This window comes from Metamycoplasma hyosynoviae (assembly GCF_004365165.1).
Classification (GTDB): Bacteria; Bacillota_I; Bacilli_A; order Mycoplasmatales; family Metamycoplasmataceae; genus Metamycoplasma; species Metamycoplasma hyosynoviae.
In genome coordinates this window covers 4,121-22,756 of sequence record NZ_SOCH01000007.1, presented here as the reverse complement: position 1 = coordinate 22,756, position 18,636 = coordinate 4,121, and the positions used below count along the sequence as shown (strand labels likewise).

The following is an 18,636-nucleotide window of genomic DNA, read 5'->3' as shown; positions in this document are numbered from 1 at the left end:
TACTGAAACTGCTAAAAAAGTGGCTAAAAAATCTGCTGCAACTAAAGTTGCAAAAGCTCCTAAAGAAGTTGCTAAAACTCCTGCTAAAAAAGCTGATACTACCACAAAAACTACAACCAAAAAAGAAGTTAAAACTGAAACTAAGACTAAAGAAACTCCTAAAAAAGTTGCAAAAGCTAAAAAATCTGCTTCAGTTCAAACCCCTATTAATAGACCTAACAATAGAAAAATTTTGGTTGGTACAGTAATCAGTATTAAAAATAATAAAACCATTACTGTATTAGTAGAAGAATACAAAAAACACCCACTTTATTCAAAACGTTTCAAAAACTCAAAGAAATTTGCAGTTCATGATGAAAACAACACTGCTAAAGTTGGTGATGTTGTAAAAATTCAAGAAACTAGACCACTTTCAAAAACTAAACATTTTAGACTAGTTGAAATTAGAGAACATGCAATTGGAGGTCAAGAAAATGCTTAGAGAATTTTCAAGATGTAACGTTGCTGACAACTCAGGTGCTAAAGAAATAATGGTTATTAAAAACTTGGGTGGTTCAATTGTTAAAAGTACAAACATTGGGGATGTTGTTATAGTAACAGTTAAAAAAGCTATTCCTAACGGATTTGTTCGTGAAGGACAAGTAGTTAAAGCTGTTATTGTAAGAACTAAAAGAGGAATAATTCGTCCTGATGGTTCAAGAATTAGCTTTGATGACAACGCTGTTGTATTAATCAAAGAAGATGGTTCACTTCGTGGTACTCGGGTATTTGGCCCAGTAGCACGTGAACTACGTGAAAAAGGTTATTTAAAGATTATCTCACTAGCACAGGAGGTACTATAAAATGGCTTTACAAAAAATAAAGAAAAATGATCTTGTGGTAATTTTATCAGGAGAACATAAAGGTAAAGTTGGAGCTGTTTTAGAAGTAAATTCTAAAAACCAAACTGTTGTAGTTAAAGATATCAACAAAAAAACCAAACACCACAAACCTTCACAAGAAAACCAAGAAGGTAAAATTGAAGTTAGAGAATATCCTATTCATATATCAAAAGTTGCTTATATGATTAAAAAAGGAAATGCTCAAAACAAAGGTGCAGTTTCATCAAAAATTGGATGAAAACTAAACGAAAAAACCGGCAAAAAAGAAAGATTTTTGAAGAAAACAAAGAAAGTAGTAGCAGGAGATAAATAGTTATGGCAAAATCAAAAAAATTAGCTTTAGAACTAAAGTATCTAAAAGAAGTTAAACCTGCTTTAATTAAGGAATTTAAATTCTCTTCTTCTATGCAAGTTCCTAGACTTCAAAAAATCGTTATTAATATGACCGCCGGAAATGAAGTGTCAAACTCAAAAGCTATTGAAGAGGTAATGAACGAACTTACTTTAATTACTGGTCAAAAACCTTTTCAAACAAAAGCTAAAAAATCATTGGCTTCATGAAAATTACGTGAAGGTATGCCAATGGGTGGAAAAGTTACACTAAGACGTGCAAGAATGTGATCATTTTTAACCAAGCTTATTGATGTAGCTTTACCTCGTGTTCGTGATTTCAACGGACTAAATCCAAAAAGTTTTGATGGTCATGGTAATATGGCTATCGGTATTAAAGAAGAAATTATCTTTCCAGAAATTAGTTTCGACAAAATCCGTAAATTAAAGGGAATGGACATTATCTTAGTAACCTCAGCAGCAAACGATGCTGAAGCATTAGCTATGCTAAAACTACTAGGAATTCCATTTAGTAAGTAGGTAAATATGGCAAGAAAATCATTAATTGCAAAAGCAAAAAGAGTCCCAAAATTCTCATGTAGAAAATACACAAGATGTGAAATCTGCGGTAGAGTACATGCTGTATTAAGAAAATACAAAATTTGCAGAATCTGTTTTAGAGAATTGGCACACGAAGGAAAAATTCCAGGAATTAAGAAAGCGAGTTGATAGTTATGGCTATTATTATAGATCCAATTGCTGATATGTTCGTGCGTATTAAAAACGCAATTGCACGTAAGTATCACGAAGTATTAGTACCTCATTCAAAAACTAAAATTAAAATTCTTGAAATCTTTAAACAAGAAGGATACATCGTTGATTTTGAAGTTATTATCGACGAAAAAACCAAATTTAAAGAAATCAAAATTAGTTTGAAATACAAGGGACTAAACCAAAATCAATCTGCTATTTCCGGAATCAAACGTGTATCTAAGCCAAGTCTAAAAGTATATGTATCTGCTGCAAATGTACCAAGAGTATTAAGTGGATATGGAACAGCAATAATTTCTACATCAAAAGGGCTACTTACTGATAAACAAGCAAGAAAGGCAAATATTGGTGGCGAAGTGCTAGCCTTTATTTGATAGGTCTTTGCTATGTCTCGTATCGGAAAAAGAATTCTTCAAATCCCAGAAGGTGTGCAAGCAACACTAAATGCTAACACCATTACTATTACTGGAAAATTAGGAACATTACAATACACATTCTCTTCTTTAATTAAAGTCATTATTGAAAATAATGAAATCAAAACCGAAAGATCTAATGAAGAAAAAAGATCTAAACAATTACATGGAACTACCAATGCAATAATCAGTAATATGTTAATTGGAGTTTCACAAGGCTATAAAAAAGAAATTGAAATCAAAGGTGTTGGTTATAAAGCAACATTAAAAGGTAATGAAATTGAAATTATCGCTGGATATTCTCATTCAGTTACCGTTTCAATTCCTCAAAATCTAAAAGTTGAACTTCCAAAACCTACAAATATGATTATTTCAGGTATAGATAAACAAGCTGTAGGTGAATTCGCTGCTAATATTAGAGATATTCGTCGTCCTAGTCCATATTCTGGAAAAGGTATTATGTATAAAGATGAAATTATCCGTCGTAAAGAAGGAAAAACAGCTGCTAAATAGCACTGCATAAAGGAAATTAAATGCAATCAAGAAACGAAAAACGTGTTGCTAAACACCTAAAAATAACTAACAAGCTTTCAAAAGGTACTGCTAAAGTTCCAAGAGTTTGCGTTTTCAAATCATTACATCATTTTTATGCACAAGCTATTAACGACGAAAAACATATTACATTAGCATCATATTCAACTCAAAAATTAGCCAAAAAAGCAAATAATATTGAAGCTGTAAAAGCAGTAGCAAAAGGATTTGCTGATGCATTGAAAAATGCAAAAATTAAACAAATAGTTTTCGATAGATCTGGATATATATATCACGGAAAAGTCAAAGCATTTTGTGAAGTATTAAGAGCAGAAGGGATTAAATTCTAATGGCAGAAGATATTAAGAAAATTTTAGAATCAGCAGAATCAACCAATAAAATTCCTTCTGTTGATGAAAAAAATAAAGCTGATCAAAAAGCTAATCCAACCAAAATAATTGCAGCTACTAAAAAAACAGAACCTGCAAAAAAACAAAGTCAACCTCAACGTAGCACCCCAGTAAAAGCTAACAAAAAACAATTCAGAAAAGCAGAAGGTCAAAATCAAAATGATGAAAATGCTTATGAAGAAAAAGTTATTGATATAGCTAGAGTTACAACTGTTGTTAAAGGTGGAAGAAGATTTTCATTTTCAGCATATGTTGTTGTGGGAAACAAAAGAGGCAAAGTTGGCTTTGGACACGGTAAGGCTAATGAAGTTCAAGATGCAATCAAAAAAGCTGTGAAAGATGCACAAAAAAATATCATCACAGTTCCTATTGTTAAGGGTACAATACCTCATGAAATTAAACAAAAATTCATTGCATCTAAAGTTCAACTTCGTCCAGCACCTAAAGGTGCAGGAATTATTGCTTCTGGAACTGTTCGTTCAGTAGTAGAACTTGCAGGATATACTGATATTTCTACTAAAACTTATGGTTCAAGAACCAAACAAAATATTGTACAAGCTACAATGAATGCACTAAAAGAATTAAAAACAGTTGATGATATCGCTAAATTACGTGACATTGATGTTAAACACTTATTAAAATAATCGGAAGGAAATTATTATGGAATTACATACATTAAAATCAACTCCTGGTTCAAGAAAAGAAAAACATCGTGTTGGTAGAGGACACGCTGCGGGAAAAGGTAAACAAGCTGGACGTGGCCAAAGCGGTCAAACAAAAAGAAGTACTGTTCGTTTAGGTTTTGAGGGTGGTCAAAACCCATTATTCAGAAGAATTCCTAAGCGTGGATTTAATAACGTTAACCACGTAGAATACCAAGTAGTTAATTTAGACGAGCTTGAAAAAGCATATAAAGCTGGTGAAATTGTTTCATATGATTCATTATTAAAAAATGAATTAATTAAAAGAACACTACCTGTAAAAATTCTTGGTCGTGGTAAACTAACAAAGAAACTAACTATTCAAATTCCCGCTATTTCGGAAAGTGCTAAGAAAGCCGTTGAAAAAGCAGGAGGAAAAATAGAGGTTAAATAATGGCGAAGAAAAAAGCTAATAAATTATTTGCTACTGTAGAAAAGCCAGAAAAAGGTCTTTCTCCAGAAAATGCTTCTATGCAAGATTCAGAAGAAGAACTTCAAAAAGCTAAAGTAGAAGAAGCCATTAAAGAAGAGCAAGAAATCGAAAAAATTGATAGAAGAATTTCTATCAATAAGTTTATTAGTGAAAAAACTCGTTCTTGAAAAGATTGATGAGCTAACCACTCACTTTTCAAAAAAATATTATTTACAATCTTTATTTTGACAATTTTTATCGTCGCAGGAACTATTACAATTCCTGGTGTAGATTTAAAAAACAAAGACAAAATTTCATCAGATGGGGATTTTGTTTCAATATTAAACCTAGTAGGTGGTGGTGGACTTAGGAATTTTTCTATAGTAGCACTTGGAATAAGTCCTTTTATATCCGCTAGTTTAGTTATGATGATCTTGCAGACCAAAGCATTTCCTGCAATTCATAGACTGAGTCAATCAGGTCCGCAAGGTAGAATTAAAATAAACTATATCACCTATGCATTTACTATAATATTTTCAATCATACAATCTCTTTTAATAACGCGCGCGCTTGTAGGCGCACAACAAGGGTTTGGGATTAAATTCAATTCCTCTGTAACCCAATTATTTGGAAGTAAAGGCAATACCATTTATGGATATGTGATCCTTCCAATAATACTTATTGGAGGTTCATTCTTCGCTTTGTTTTTAAGTGAACAAATCACAAACAAAGGTGTAGGAAATGGAACAAGTTTATTAATTTTTGTCGGTATTGGAACTAATTTAATTCCTACATTCAGACATGCATTTGAATTCTTTGTTCCTAGTGCTTCAAAAAACTCAATCATCTTAAAAGAAATTATTAATTTTGCAGTTTATTTACTTGGATACTTACTAACTATTTTAATTGTAATTATCTTCACAATTGCAGAACGTCGTATTCCTATACAACAAGTTGGAGCTGGTCTTGCTAAAACCGAAAAAGAATTAAGTTTCTTACCCATTAAGGCAAATCCGGCTGGGATTATGAGTGTAATATTTTCTTTGATGGTACTATCAGTTCCTACAATGATAGCTAATCTAACTGATACTTCAAGTCAATATTATTATTGAGTTTATGCACATTTACAAGTAACAAAACCTTTAGGTTTTATCTTGTTCATCTTAATAACATTTGGCTTAACCATCCTTCTTGGAATTCAACAATCAAGAATAGATAAAATAAGTGAAGATTTCACTAAATCATCAACATACATTCCCGGAATTAAACCAGGTGAAGAAACTGAAGATTATTTACTTGATGTTGTATTAAGACTTTCGTTTTTCTCTTCAATATATTTAATCATCTTGGGTGCTATGCAATATGTTCAACAAATGATGGGAATGCCCGCACAAATTGCATTTGGCGGAACTACTGTAATGATACTTGTATCTACCGCCTATGAAACTATTGAACAAATTAAAGCGAGATATAAGTCACAAGAACTTGCTAGAAAACGTCGTCAAATAAGAGAATTAAAGGAAGTATATGGAGAAGAAGAGGAAGATCTAATATGATAGATAGTTCTAAAGAAAATATAAATTTACTTTTCCTAGGCGCACCAGGCGCTGGAAAAGGTTCACTAGCATCAAAAATGGTGGAAAAATTCGGTTATTATCAAGTTTCAACAGGCGATATGTTCCGTCGTGAAATTCAAAACAAAACCGAATTGGGACTAAAAATTAAAAGCATATTAGATTCAGGGGCATTTGTTGATGATAGTATCACAAATGAACTTGTGCAAAAAACCTTGAAAAATCTAGTTTCTGAGAATAAGAAATTTATATTAGATGGATATCCTCGTACCATTGAACAAGCTAAATTTCTAAAAAACTTAGAAAAAGAAAATATTGTAATTCATAAAGTAATATTGCTAAATATTACTAACGCTCAAATTATTTCACGATTAGATAAACGTAGAATTTGTCCAAAATGTAAAACTATTTACCATATGCAATACAACCCTCCCAAGGATTTAGTGCATTGTGATAATAAAACTTGCAAAGACATTGAAATTATTAAAAGAGCAGATGATGCTCCAGAAATTATTAAAAAACGTTTAGATATATATGAAAAAGAAACTGCACCTTTAATTGATTACTACCGTAAAAGCAACATTTTATGTGAAGTTAATAGCTATAAACCAATCGAAGAAGTTTTAAAAGATGCAGAAGAGGTTTTGAATTGATAAAAATTAAAACCTTAGAAGAAATTGAAAAAATCAAAAAAGCTTGTTCAATCTTGGCAGAAGTAAAAAAAATTGTATATGACTTCATAAGTCCAGGGGTTTCTTTAAAAGAAATAGATAGCGTCGCTTTTAAAGAAATTATTAAAAGACAAGGAAAACCCGCCTTTTTAGGGCAATATGGGTTTCCAAACACTTGCTGCATTTCGGTTAACGAAGAACTAATACATGGCATTCCATCAGATTATGTTGTCAAAAATGGTGACATTGTAAAAATCGATATGGGTGTTATATGAGATGGATATTATTCTGATTCAGCTTTCACTAAAGGTGTAGGTGATATATCCGAACAAGATAAAAAACTCATTCAAGTGGCAAAAGACGCTTTCTATGCAGGATTTAATGCAATCAAAGTTGGTAAAAGAATTGGTGATATATCTTTCGCTATTGGAAGTTATATTAAAAGTCAAGGCTTTTACACACCAGAAGAGTATACGGGACATGGCATAGGAAAAGAACTTCATGAAGATCCTATTGTGGATAATGATGGTGTTCCTGGAACTGGTCCTATTATTCGAAATGGAATGGTGATATGCATTGAACCTATGATTTTACAAAAATCTAAAAATGTAGTTGTCAAAAAAGATCGTTGAACAGTAGTAGATCCTTATGGTCTCAACACTTCGCATTATGAACAAACTGTTTTAATATACGATAACAAAGCATACATTTTAACAGGAGATAATATTTAATGGCAAAAGACGCAATTAAGATGTCTGGCAAAATTACCAAAGTATTTTCTACCAAAGATTACGAAGTTTTATTGGACAACGGGATAACGATAAAAGCTTTCACTTCAGGAAAAATGACACTTCACAATATCAAAATGATTCCTGGAGACGTGGTAGATGTTGAATTAAGTCCATATGATATGTCTAAAGGACGTATTGTTTATCGGCTAAAATAAAGAGAGGAAGAAGAGTAATGAAAGTTAGAGCTTCAATTAAACGCATCTGTAAAGATTGCAAACTAATAAAAAGAAATGGAATAAATAGGATTATTTGCATCAATCCTAAACACAAACAAAGACAAGGATAAGATATGGCTAGAGTTTTAAACATTGAAATTCCTAATAATAAAAGAGTAGTTATATCTTTAACTTATATTTACGGAATTGGAAGAACATTAGCATCAAAAATTTGTCTTGCTGCTAAAGTTGATGAAAGTAAAAGAGTCAAAGATTTAACTGAAGACGAATTAACACGTATTCGTGATGAAGCTAAAAAATACACCACTGAAGGTGATTTAAGACGTGAAGTTAACCTAAACATTAAAAGATTAATGGAAATTAAATCATATCGTGGAATGAGACACCGTAAAGGACTTCCTGTACGTGGTCAATGTACACAAAAGAATGCTAGAACAAGAAAAGGTCCTAGAAAAACTATTGCTGGTAAGAAAGGAAACACTAAATAATGGCAAAGAAAGTAAAAAAGACAATTACCCAAGGTATTGCTCACATTCACTCAACTTATCAAAACACCATCGTTTCTTTTTCTGATGTTAAAGGTAATGTTTTTGCCTGAAGTTCATCAGGTGCTATAGGATATAAAGGAACAAAGAAAAAAACCCCTTATGCAGCAGGACTAGCAGCTGCAGCTGCACTTGAAAAAGCCAAAGAATTCGGCTTAAAAGAAGTTTCAATTTTGGTTAAAGGAGTTGGACCTGGTAAATCAACAGCTCGTAAACAAATTGAAGCTAGTGGGCTTTTAATTAAAGAAATTAAAGACGTAACCCCTATGGCTCACAATGGAACTCGTCCTCCTAAGAAAATCCTTAAGAGACAATAAAAACTGGAAAAGATAACGGTAATAATATGGAAAAATTTGAAAAAATTAAATACCAGGAATTAAAATCAGAACACAAAAGTGAATTTGAAACTGTCTTTTCGGTTGAACCATTAGTTAGAGGTTATGGTATTACATTAGGAACTGTTTTAAGAAGAACACTTCTTTCTTCTATAACTTCTATAGCTCCTTTTGCAATTAAAATTGATGGTATAGAACACGAGTTTCAAACACTAAAAGGTGTTCAAGAAGACGTAGTTAATTTAATTTCAAATATTCGTGCAATTAAATTTACTTATGTACCAAAATTATTCGAAAAAGATAATTTAGTTAAAATTTCATTCAAATCAACTCACACCGGCGAAATTTATGCAAACGATATTACCAACACTAATGGACTTGAAATCGTAAATAAAGATGCATATATTTGTACCATTGCCCAAGACGGACATTTAGAATTTGATTTGTTCTTACGTACTGGACGTGGCTTTATTGATTTTGAAGAAAACAAAAACATTATTCAACAATACGGACCAAAACTTGATAGTAAAATTAAAATTGGACAATATCTTGCAATTGATAGTGACTTTTCTCCAGTAGAAAAAGTAGCAATTACAGTTGAACAATTAAATACAGGGTCAATTATTGAAAATGAAAAATTAAAAATAGCAGTTAAAACTTATGGAACTTTAACTTCAGCTATGGCTATGGAACAAGCTGCAAAAATTATTGTAGCTCACTTCCAAATTATTGGAAACTTTGACGCACTTGAAACAGTAAATATCTTTGAAGTAATTCCAAAAGAAAAAGAAAAAGTAGTAACATCATCTGTTCCAATTGAAAAATTAAATCTAACCATCAGAAGTTTAAATGCTTTAAGAAGAGCAGAATATTCTACAGTTGATGAACTTGCAAAACTAACAGAAGAAGAACTTGGAAATATCAAGAATTTAGGTAAAAAATCAATTGATGACATCATTGAAAAACTTAAAAAATGAAGAGAAAGCCAAGAAGAAAAAACTTCTGAAGAAATTGACAAATAGTATAAGGAGAAAAACGAGATGGCAAATCCTAAACAATTATTTAGAAGAAACAGTGAATGATGAAACCATGTTGAAAGAGCACTTGTAACCGATCTTTTAATCTATGGTGAAATTAAAACTACATTAGAACGTGCTAAAAGAATCAAACCTAAAGCCGAAAAAATGATTACTCTAGGTAAAACTAACACCTTAGCTTCAAGAAGGCAAGCAATTAAGTATTTAATTGATAAGCCTGCAAAAGATGGTAAGAAAACTTCTGTTCAACATTTATTTGATGTTGTTGCACCAAAATACACTGCTCGTAATGGTGGATATACAAGAATTATCAAACTTGTAAATCGCCAAGGCGACAATGCAAAAATGGCAATTATTAAACTTGTTTAATAACCTTCCCTGCCATTATTCAAATTAAACATTTACAACATGCATTTGTTTAATTACTTAATTTAATTAATATTATTAATAAGGAGTTGTGCAATGATTGTACCAAAACGAAAAACATCGAAACAAAGAAAAGCGCTAAGAAGATCTCACCACGCCTTAAAACCCGCTACACTTGCATTATGTAATAACTGCAAACAAGCAATTATTCCTCATACTATATGTGAATTCTGTGGTTTTTACAAAGGTAAAAAAGAAATCAAAGAAGCTATTAACGATAAAATTAAATAATTTTATTCAAAAACCTAACACACAAAATAAAAAAAATAAAAATCCTCGAAATCAAATTAAAAAGAGGATTTTTATTTAATAAAAAATTCCGCAGAAATTTTTATTCATCATTATGTGAAGTAAGTACAAAGTACTCGGATAAGACATTAACTATTGTTAATCCAATAACTTAATATTGAATTAAAAGAATTATAGCACATAATTTTGTTCATTTTCATTTTAAAAGTAAAATTTTCTTTATACTTTTTTATATACCATTATTTGACTAATTACTTTCACACCCTATATGGAGAAATATGAAATATTTTATAGCTAATCTAAAGTCCGAACTTTCTTATCTAGAAACTAAAAAATATCTTACTGATATTGCTAGTTACATTCCGAAAACTACATTGGATTTAGCTTCTACTTACATTGGACTTGCTGTAATGTCTTCAGCACTGCCATTTGCCCTAGATTATTTTTCAAACAACACATTTAAAATAGGCGCTCAAAATGTTTCTTCTTACAATAAAGGTTGTATGGTAGATGAAACCACAGTAACTTCTTTAAAAGAAATGCAAGTTAAATTTACAATCGTGGGTCATTCTTATGTCCGTAAATCAAAATGTGAAAGTAATGAATTAATAAACTCACAAATCCTTTTACTTCAAGAAAACAATATTTTACCAATCTTGTGTATCGGTGAATCTGCACAAGACTGCAACAGCAAAGATAGACTTATGAAATTTTTAACCAAAGAAATTGAAGAATGCACTAAAAATGTTGATTTAAAGTCATTAATAATAGCATATGAACCAATTAGTTATATAGGTACTGGTAAAATACCTAAAATTATGTATTTAGAAGATGCTATTAATTTTATTAAACAAAAAACCAATCATCAAGTGCCAGTTCTATATGGTGGAAGTGTATGCGACAACACTATATCATCATTATTAGAAGTTAAAAATTTAGATGGCTTTTTAATCGGCTATTATTCAATTAATCCTCAAAATTTCATTGATTTAATTAATAAAACTAATTGCAAATAATTTTCAAAGAAAATTAAATAAATAGATAGGTTTCTAGCATGAAATCTATTTTTTTATTTTATTAAAATTACACTGTCCAAAATTCATAGTCAACTTCCAGAATTTTATAAAACATATTTTTAGTTTTTCCTTAAAGACTAATATTTTAAACTAAATAAATCTAATGAATTTATACCATATGCTCACATTGAAGTTATTAGGTAAGTTAGTGGAACAGATAAAATGAAATCAAAAAAATTTGAAGGCCCAGTTTAAGTACAAGTTAAAACACTTAGTGATTATTTTAAGATTATATTATGTTCTCTTATACATTCAGAGCTAATGATAAAATAGAAAATAAAATAGTATATAACTATTCGCTTGCTACATTTGAAGAACTTGCTATGAATGCAATTTACATAAAGAATATCAAATTTATGAATATGTTGATATTCATCAATATAAAGATAGTATTTCATTTGTGAATCATAATTGTTGATTTCCGCTTGTTACCATAGAAGCTTTAAATAAAGAAAGAAGTTTTGATAGAAGAAGATATTTGAATAAAGAATTAAAAGAAATGTTTTTTAAACTTGGTTTTATAGAATCTTATGGTTTGGGAATAAGACGTATAAAAGATGCTCTTACTGCAAATGATTCTTCCTCCAGAGCTTAAATTTATAGGTAGCAATGATGATAATTGCACTAATGCAGTAATGTATATAAATAAAGAATTTGTAAATTTCATCAAAAGAATCGACTTCATAAAGTCAAAATGAAGATATATTTAATAATCAATTTGATAATATAAATTCAAGACAAAAGAAATTCTTCAATTAATTTAAAAAATCCTAATATAGATGCGAAAAGTATGGTTAAAGAATTAAGCATTACTTATTATGGTATTAATCATCATTTAGACATAATAAAAAAAGCAAAAATCATAAAATATAAAGGTTCTAAAAAATTTGGTTATTCAACTATTAAAAGCATAAAAAATAATTTTACTTGCATTAAAAAAACAAATTCTGTCTGATACAAAATTTATTTTTTAGTTTTTTAAATTAGTTAATTAACTTATTTTAAGGGAGTAGGACGATTTACATAAAATTGTTTTAAAACAGGATCTGTTTTATGTGAAGTTTCAAATGGAACTTTATTAACCACATTTTGTAAAAAGTAGCTGTAATAGAAATTAAATGAATCCTTCCCTGCTTCTTCATCACCATCATCTCAAGTTAAATCGAGTGGATATCAAGCACCCTTGCCATCTTTTTCAAGCCAAACTTCATTTCAAGCATGTGCTACTTTATCATCTTCATCTTCAGTAGGCATACCAATACCGCCCATATATCTACTAGGAATACCCAAATAATACATAAATAAAGAAAAAGCACGTGCATATCCATCGCAAACTACTGAACCGCCTGCTATAAGGTTATAAGGATCAGCAAGTGAAAGACCTAATTTATTAACAAAAAGGTTAGTTTCTTTTACTTTTTCTAATTCTTCTTCACTAGCATAATAAAGTTTATATAGAAGATAGTTTCTTACAGCTTCAACTTTAGTTTCATCATCTCATCTATCATCAATTATTTCATTTAAAGTTTTAATAACATATTCATTTAATTCTTTTTGTTTAGTATTTTCGGTTTGTCATTGTTGAGTTTTTACATTTAGTAAAACTTTTCCCGGAGTAGTTTTACTGTCAAGTTCTCAATCACCTAATGTAGTTAAATCAACAAAATAGCCTTCACCAAAAAGGTTATATATTTGACGACCAAGTTCGATTTCAAATACTGATGTGTAGAAATAATCTTCATAGAATTTTTGTTGAGTATATTCAGGTTTTGCAGGATCAGGAGTATATTTAATGCTATTTTCTTCTAAGTGATCTTTTAATCATTTAGGAACATCGGAAGTAAATTTAAAATCTTCTGCATATGTTGCATCTACTTCTATAGTAAAACTTTCGGCTTTATGTTCTTTGAATATTTGTCTAACATTATCTAATTTAGCATCTTGGAGCTTTTGATTAATTTTTAATTTACCAAGACGTTTGTTTTTGGTTTCTTCATCTTTGAAATATTTGTGGGCTGGATCTACTATTAATTTGGTTAAACGAGAAAGAATGTTATTTTGTGTTAAAGTTAAAGAATGGTATTGTTTATCAAATATTCCTTTTTGGATTTCAATTTTATTAGCTAGTTCCTTAGCTATTTCTGATTCCAAACCTTCTTTATTTAATTTATCTAAATCAGTTTTGAATTCATCATTGTACACATCCATTGTGTCTTTTAATTCTTTTACTGCTTCATCATAAATTTTTGCAAAATAAGTTGCATTTGTACCATAAGCGGTCAAAAGAGATGTTAATTTAGTTTCTACAAAAGATTTATAAAGAAGTAAAGTTTCAATTTTTTTATAAAAATAACCAAAAACTTTGTCATATCATTCATCTAATTGTTCTTTGGTTAATTTTATAGATGAAAATTGCTCACGTTTTATAGGTCTATCATAATCTTGACTTAATCCTGTAGTATCAACTACATCGAATTTAATTTCACCAATCGAACTTAAAGAATACATCTTCCCATCTTTATTTATATCATTTCATAAATCTGAATATGAATAAGGTAGATTTTTATCTTTAAATCCATTAACTTCAACACTTATTTGTTCTGATACAATACTCTTTGATTTACTTTTTATTCTAAATTTAACAATAATTGAAGTTTCATCGTCTTTTTTAATTTCAAAACTTTTATCAATAACTTCAAAATCATCATTATTCAAAGTTATTTTAATTTCTTCTTTTTTTAATGTATTTGTAAATTTGTTTTTGTTTTCTACTTCTACTTTTGCATTTTTCAAAACATTTTCCAACAATTTTTTATTATTGCAAGAAACAGAAAATAATGTAGTTCCTAAAAAAGGTAGAATTGAACCCATTAATAGAAACTTCATTTTTTTACTTTTTAACATTTTTCTCCATTTTATTATCAATATGAAATCTAATATTTTTCTATCAAAACAATGTTTTAACTTGAAAATAGATATATAAAATTATATATTTAGTCATATAAATATTGCTAAATTTGTAAAATTGGGCAATTTTATAAGAGTTTTTTTCTACCTTGTTATTTTTTTATTTTTTCCTTCTTCTTTTCTTCTTATGAAGTTTAAAATGATATAAATTCACAAATTTTTCTTTATTTAAGCCAAAAATTTGCTGCAACTGCATTTCGATAGCCTTTTTTTTTTTTTTTTTTTTGCAATAAAATTTGCTCGAATTTTTACGTAAAATACAAGGAGAAAAAAATGGCTGAGAAAAAGTTTCTATTAAGAGAAACTATCCATCCACAAACTAAACAAACTGTTTATTTAATCTCTGAAGTTGGAGTGCAAGCAAAACCGGTAGTCTTGCCAAACTTACTAGAATCACTAAAACAATTTGTTATGCAAAATGCAAAAGAACCACAAACAATGTTATATTTTTACTTCCAAAACAAAGTTTGTGGAATGCTTGATGTTGTAAAATCAAAACAACTTTTAGATAAATTAGTTGCTTTAAAAGTTGACATCAAAACTACAAATATTGAATTTCTAATAAAAAACAAACTTCTAGAAATTCAAGCAGGTAAAACTGAAGAAATTAAACAAGTTTCTACAGCTGCCACTGCTCAAACACTTGACGATTTGGCATTAAAAGTTAAAATTGAACTTTTGGCTAAATCTAAAAAAGCTAAAGACATTCAAAAATCAGATGTTAAAGGAAGTTTGGAGAACTTTAATGGAAAAATTGTGATTGAAAATACATTAGAAAATGGTAGTGATGTTGATGTTTATTATTTCCTAGAACAAGATAAAACTAAATCACAAATTTTCATTAAAACCATAGGTGGGATTGGAACATCTACCCAATACTATTCAGAAGCAATTTTAGCAAGTTCAAAAATTTCAGAAATTCTTAAAAACACAGGTTTTGAAGCTACTGAATCTATCAAAATCTCAACTGTTAGATACAAAATGCCAAAATGAGTATTTGCAGTTATTGGTGTTATTTCAGGACTGTTTTTAATTAATCTAATTTTTCTAATTCTATCATTTGCAAAAATCTTGTAATTTAAGGAAATTAAATGAAAGAGCAAGAACAGAAAAATTTAAACAAGCAAGAGCAAACACCTCAGCAAAATCAAGATAAAGTTAAAACTCAAAATCCTAAAACTAAAGTTATAGTGTGATCAGTTGCGGGTGCAGCTGCTGCAGCACTTTCTTCAGTAGTATCATTTAGTACTATTTTTTCAAACCAAAGAAAAGTATCTTTTCTTGACAAAGTTTTACAATCAATTAAAATTGATGTAAAAGATAAAGAAACTAAAACAAAAGATGATATTAAAACTATTGCTGATTTTGTAGCATCTGGATTAAACAATAAGTTATATGAGCTAATAGTTGAAACAGAAGAAGATCAAGTCAATAAACAACCACTTGATAAAGATAAACCTTATACTACCTTCCGTACTAAGTTTGCACTTCGTAATAAAATTACAAAAGCACAATCTAATTTCATAAGTTTTGAATTCAAAGATATCAAACCTCCAAAAGAAAAAGCCAAATTAAATGAATTAGGCAAAGAAAGAGTTGTAGTTAAATTCTTTGATGGATTTAGACGTGAATTAAATGTAGCTTCTAAAACACTTGAAGAAGAAAATGGCAAATATAAGCACTTTGAAGTTTTTCTAAAAGATAATAATAGTGATGATCTTAAATATGAAATTGTAAATATTAAAGCCATTGCTGATGATAAAAAATCAGAAGCAATTATTTCGTATCAACTAAAAGTTAAATCAATTAATGATGAAAAATTCACATCAGATGTTTTAGAAGTTAAATTCGATGACTTTGCTAAAAATTCAGAGCAATTAACCGAATATTTAAAAACAGTTGAATTTTCTTATGAAAATGCTGATGTAACTTATATTCAAGATGCAATTGAAACTAAAGTTATTGGTAAAAAAGATGGAAATACTTTACCTTCATATTACACACTAATATTTGATGAATTTAAAAAAGAAGGTGAACATCCTAAGAAAATTGATGCAAAAGTAAGAATTAGAGATAATTCTAACAATATTATTTCAGAAGCTAGAGATATCGAAATTACAGGTTTTAAAAAATATTTAACACCAGAAGAATTAAATACTTATATTGATCAAGTTCAGTTTGATGTTGAAAATAAAGCCACACAAGAAATTTCGAATATAACAGCTTATGCACAACTATCAAAAACTAATTTCGATGAGAGTATATACGAAGTAGATTCAAATACTTTCATGATTGAGAAATTGGATGACTTAGTTTCTTTAAACATTCACTTCAGAATTAAAGAAAAATATGGAAAACCAGGAATTTATTCAAAACAAAGAACGATTAAAATTAAAGATTTTAAAATGCCTCAAAAATTAGTCGATGATCTTGCACAACAAGTTTCATTTGATGTATCAACAAAAGCTAGCCATATGGCTTATGATTTTTGAGATAATTTTGATAGTATTGATGTAAAAGTTATTGATGAACGTTGTGAATTTATTCAAGAATCAATTAAAGTTAAACAAACTGATAAAGATAAAATCACTATTACATACAAGATTAAAGATAAGAAAAATGACACAATTTCACAAGAGTATAGCAAAACTATAAATAGTTTTAAAACTTCAACAGATAATATAGCAGATTTTTCATATGAAATTATTGAACATAATGGACATAAAGCGGCATTTTTAAATGATAGAAAGAATTTAACTGTATTCAAAGTGCCGGCGAAAATTGGTTCATTTAAAGTAATAAAAGTTGGTACGCTATTTAGTAATGTTGTTAATAATTCTTCATTATATGGAGTGATTTTAGAAGAAGGAATTCAAGAAGTAAGTAACTTAATTATTTCTACAGATAATATTAATGAATATGCAAGAATTGCTGCTATAAAATTACCTAAAACAATTAAAAAAATCAATTCGCTTATAAATGGTGATTCTTCAGCACTTGCTTATTTGGAAATGTATGATAACGTTGAAACAATCGAAGGTCAATTATTTTCTACTTTCTGCAATTATATAAATAAAAGTGATGATTATAAAGCAGAAGGTACTGATTCTTCTACATACTATTTCAAGTTAATTAACGAATTTCATAATTTCTTTACCGTACTAACAACAGATTTAGGAAGACAAGGAAAAGGTTCATTTAAATTTAATTTATTAGAATCAGGCGAAGCTAATAAAAAATTAAAATTAAATCATGCAAGTGAATTTTCGTTTTTAGAGTCTTCTAATGGTGAAGTTCTATATAAAGCAGTCGATAATAATGAAACAACAATAGATTTTAGCCAACAATTGGGATATAAAAAAATTAACAAGAATGCTTTATCTGGATTAAAAATTCAAAAAATCGATTTACATCTACCAAATCTTGATAAAGATCAACAAAAAAATTTCATTCTGGAAAGAATGAAGAAATTAGAAGAAATCAAATTGACTCATCACAAATTTGATGAATTTCCAATGCGTTTATTATTAAATGACATAACTTCACTTAAAAGTATTATATTTCCTGATTTTTCTAGCGATAGTACAGAAAATATTTTGGATTTTAGTTTAAATGGAAAATCTGAAAAAGTTAATTTGCCAAGCAAAACCAAACAAATAAAAGCTAAAATAATTGAAACAAATAATATTGAAAATCTTAAAGAATTAACACAATTAAAAACTTTGCATCATAATTCATTTAGTAATTTTAAAAATATAACGCTTGATTTTTCTAATTGTCCTATCAAGGAAATAAAACATAGAACATTTCAATGATCTACTAAAGGCGTTACTATTATTTTACCTAGTGGAATAGAAAAAGTAGATCCTTTTGTATTTTACTTTACAGAAAAAAATGATAAATATAATATTTTAGGAAATCCATTCTCTTATTCTGACTCAGAATTAGAACAAATAATATTGACTAATATAGAAAACTCGATTATAAAAGTTAAAAATACCATCTCAAAACCAGATGGTTGAAGTAAATATTGAGTAGGTCAATATTGAAAAGATAGTCAACCCAATGGAATAGATAATGAATTAAAAATTGAGTGAAATTCTAACTAATAAAGACCAGAAATATTAAAACAAGAGAAAAGTCAAATCCGACTTTTCTTTTATTTTGCTTTTTCAAAAAATATGCTTGAAATAAGTTGAATTTTTGCTTATTTTTCACTTATTAAGGCATTTTTTTTTTTTTTTTTTGCAATACAATTTGAAAGAATTTTACGTAAAAATTTAAGGAGAAAAAATGGCTGAGAAAAAGTTTCTATTAAGAGAAACTATCCATCCACAAAC

Annotated in this window: 25 protein-coding genes; 24 read left to right on the top strand and 1 reads right to left on the bottom strand. The window is 28.8% G+C overall.

Annotated elements, in window-relative coordinates; translation table 4 throughout:
* Positions 1–205 precede the first annotated feature (205 nt).
* From rpsQ to JN03_RS09940, 22 genes are all read left to right on the top strand, one after another.
* Positions 206–481 (top strand): 30S ribosomal protein S17, encoded by a 276-nt coding sequence (rpsQ, locus tag JN03_RS03240; RefSeq protein ID WP_036440804.1) that lies wholly within the window; start codon positions 206–208, stop codon positions 479–481.
* Entirely contained in the window at positions 474–842 is a 369-nt protein-coding gene (gene rplN, locus JN03_RS03235) for a 50S ribosomal protein L14 (RefSeq protein ID WP_036440740.1), read from the top strand. Before rpsQ ends, rplN begins: the two co-directional genes overlap by 8 nt.
* 1 nt (position 843) lies before the next feature.
* A complete protein-coding gene (gene rplX / locus JN03_RS03230; RefSeq protein WP_036445191.1) occupies positions 844–1,194 on the top strand; it encodes a 50S ribosomal protein L24 in 351 nt (116 codons plus the stop codon).
* Positions 1,195–1,196: 2 nt separating this feature from the next.
* Positions 1,197–1,751 carry a 50S ribosomal protein L5 gene (gene rplE, locus JN03_RS03225; RefSeq protein WP_036440745.1) on the top strand — a complete coding sequence of 185 codons (555 nt, stop codon included), beginning with the start codon at positions 1,197–1,199 and terminating at the stop codon, positions 1,749–1,751.
* A 6-nt stretch (positions 1,752–1,757) separates the two neighbouring features.
* The gene (locus tag JN03_RS03220) at positions 1,758–1,943 is read left to right on the top strand and encodes a type Z 30S ribosomal protein S14 (RefSeq protein ID WP_036440749.1); all 186 of its coding nucleotides are present in this window, start codon (positions 1,758–1,760) and stop codon (positions 1,941–1,943) included.
* 2 nt (positions 1,944–1,945) lie between these two features.
* A complete protein-coding gene (gene rpsH, locus JN03_RS03215; RefSeq protein ID WP_036440752.1) occupies positions 1,946–2,359 on the top strand; it encodes a 30S ribosomal protein S8 in 414 nt (137 codons plus the stop codon).
* 9 nt (positions 2,360–2,368) lie between these two features.
* Positions 2,369–2,908, top strand: coding sequence for a 50S ribosomal protein L6 (gene rplF, locus JN03_RS03210; RefSeq protein ID WP_036440754.1), 540 nt, complete (start codon positions 2,369–2,371; stop codon positions 2,906–2,908).
* Between the two features lie 20 nt (positions 2,909–2,928).
* Positions 2,929–3,276, top strand: a complete 348-nt coding sequence (gene rplR / locus JN03_RS03205) for a 50S ribosomal protein L18 (protein WP_036440757.1) — start codon at positions 2,929–2,931, stop codon at positions 3,274–3,276.
* A complete protein-coding gene (gene rpsE, locus JN03_RS07840) occupies positions 3,276–3,980 on the top strand; it encodes a 30S ribosomal protein S5 (RefSeq protein WP_119863832.1) in 705 nt (234 codons plus the stop codon). Before rplR ends, rpsE begins: the two co-directional genes overlap by 1 nt.
* Positions 3,981–3,996: 16 nt before the next feature.
* Positions 3,997–4,431 carry a 50S ribosomal protein L15 gene (gene rplO, locus JN03_RS03195; protein ID WP_036440760.1) on the top strand — a complete coding sequence of 145 codons (435 nt, stop codon included), beginning with the start codon at positions 3,997–3,999 and terminating at the stop codon, positions 4,429–4,431.
* A gap of 77 nt (positions 4,432–4,508) precedes the next feature.
* The gene (gene secY, locus JN03_RS03190) at positions 4,509–6,008 is read left to right on the top strand and encodes a preprotein translocase subunit SecY (RefSeq protein ID WP_051599109.1); all 1,500 of its coding nucleotides are present in this window, start codon (positions 4,509–4,511) and stop codon (positions 6,006–6,008) included.
* The gene (locus tag JN03_RS03185) at positions 6,002–6,679 is read left to right on the top strand and encodes an adenylate kinase (RefSeq protein ID WP_036440763.1); all 678 of its coding nucleotides are present in this window, start codon (positions 6,002–6,004) and stop codon (positions 6,677–6,679) included. The genes secY and JN03_RS03185 overlap by 7 nt, the downstream gene beginning before the upstream one ends.
* Positions 6,673–7,425: a type I methionyl aminopeptidase gene (map, locus tag JN03_RS03180; RefSeq protein WP_036440765.1), complete on the top strand. Its 753-nt coding sequence runs from the start codon at positions 6,673–6,675 to the stop codon at positions 7,423–7,425. The genes JN03_RS03185 and map overlap by 7 nt, the downstream gene beginning before the upstream one ends.
* Positions 7,425–7,640 (top strand): translation initiation factor IF-1, encoded by a 216-nt coding sequence (gene infA, locus JN03_RS03175; RefSeq protein WP_036440769.1) that lies wholly within the window; start codon positions 7,425–7,427, stop codon positions 7,638–7,640. The genes map and infA overlap by 1 nt, the downstream gene beginning before the upstream one ends.
* A gap of 17 nt (positions 7,641–7,657) precedes the next feature.
* Positions 7,658–7,771: a 50S ribosomal protein L36 gene (gene rpmJ / locus JN03_RS03170; protein WP_080696082.1), complete on the top strand. Its 114-nt coding sequence runs from the start codon at positions 7,658–7,660 to the stop codon at positions 7,769–7,771.
* A gap of 3 nt (positions 7,772–7,774) precedes the next feature.
* Positions 7,775–8,149 (top strand): 30S ribosomal protein S13, encoded by a 375-nt coding sequence (rpsM, locus tag JN03_RS03165; RefSeq protein ID WP_036445197.1) that lies wholly within the window; start codon positions 7,775–7,777, stop codon positions 8,147–8,149.
* Positions 8,149–8,523 (top strand): 30S ribosomal protein S11, encoded by a 375-nt coding sequence (gene rpsK / locus JN03_RS03160; RefSeq protein WP_036440776.1) that lies wholly within the window; start codon positions 8,149–8,151, stop codon positions 8,521–8,523. Before rpsM ends, rpsK begins: the two co-directional genes overlap by 1 nt.
* A gap of 26 nt (positions 8,524–8,549) precedes the next feature.
* Positions 8,550–9,563 carry a DNA-directed RNA polymerase subunit alpha gene (locus tag JN03_RS03155; RefSeq protein ID WP_036440780.1) on the top strand — a complete coding sequence of 338 codons (1,014 nt, stop codon included), beginning with the start codon at positions 8,550–8,552 and terminating at the stop codon, positions 9,561–9,563.
* Positions 9,564–9,581: 18 nt separating this feature from the next.
* The gene (rplQ, locus tag JN03_RS03150) at positions 9,582–9,947 is read left to right on the top strand and encodes a 50S ribosomal protein L17 (RefSeq protein ID WP_036440783.1); all 366 of its coding nucleotides are present in this window, start codon (positions 9,582–9,584) and stop codon (positions 9,945–9,947) included.
* Between the two features lie 93 nt (positions 9,948–10,040).
* Entirely contained in the window at positions 10,041–10,235 is a 195-nt protein-coding gene (rpmF, locus tag JN03_RS03145; RefSeq protein ID WP_036440786.1) for a 50S ribosomal protein L32, read from the top strand.
* A gap of 296 nt (positions 10,236–10,531) precedes the next feature.
* Positions 10,532–11,269, top strand: coding sequence for a triose-phosphate isomerase (locus JN03_RS03140; RefSeq protein WP_134076734.1), 738 nt, complete (start codon positions 10,532–10,534; stop codon positions 11,267–11,269).
* 460 nt (positions 11,270–11,729) lie between these two features.
* On the top strand, positions 11,730–11,924 hold the full coding sequence (locus JN03_RS09940; RefSeq protein WP_134076733.1) for a putative DNA binding domain-containing protein: 195 nt from the start codon (positions 11,730–11,732) through the stop codon (positions 11,922–11,924).
* 401 nt (positions 11,925–12,325) lie between these two features.
* Here JN03_RS09940 and JN03_RS09935 read toward each other — a convergent pair whose 3' ends face one another.
* Positions 12,326–14,233, bottom strand: coding sequence for a transglutaminase-like domain-containing protein (locus JN03_RS09935; RefSeq protein WP_134076732.1), 1,908 nt, complete (start codon positions 14,231–14,233; stop codon positions 12,326–12,328).
* A 336-nt stretch (positions 14,234–14,569) separates the two neighbouring features.
* Between JN03_RS09935 and JN03_RS03125 the strand changes: the two genes are divergently transcribed.
* Together JN03_RS03125 and JN03_RS09930 are read left to right on the top strand one after the other, a co-directional pair.
* On the top strand, positions 14,570–15,373 hold the full coding sequence (locus JN03_RS03125; RefSeq protein ID WP_134076731.1) for a hypothetical protein: 804 nt from the start codon (positions 14,570–14,572) through the stop codon (positions 15,371–15,373).
* Positions 15,374–15,387: 14 nt separating this feature from the next.
* Positions 15,388–18,405 (top strand): leucine-rich repeat protein, encoded by a 3,018-nt coding sequence (locus JN03_RS09930; RefSeq protein ID WP_134076730.1) that lies wholly within the window; start codon positions 15,388–15,390, stop codon positions 18,403–18,405.
* Positions 18,406–18,636: the final 231 nt, after the last annotated feature.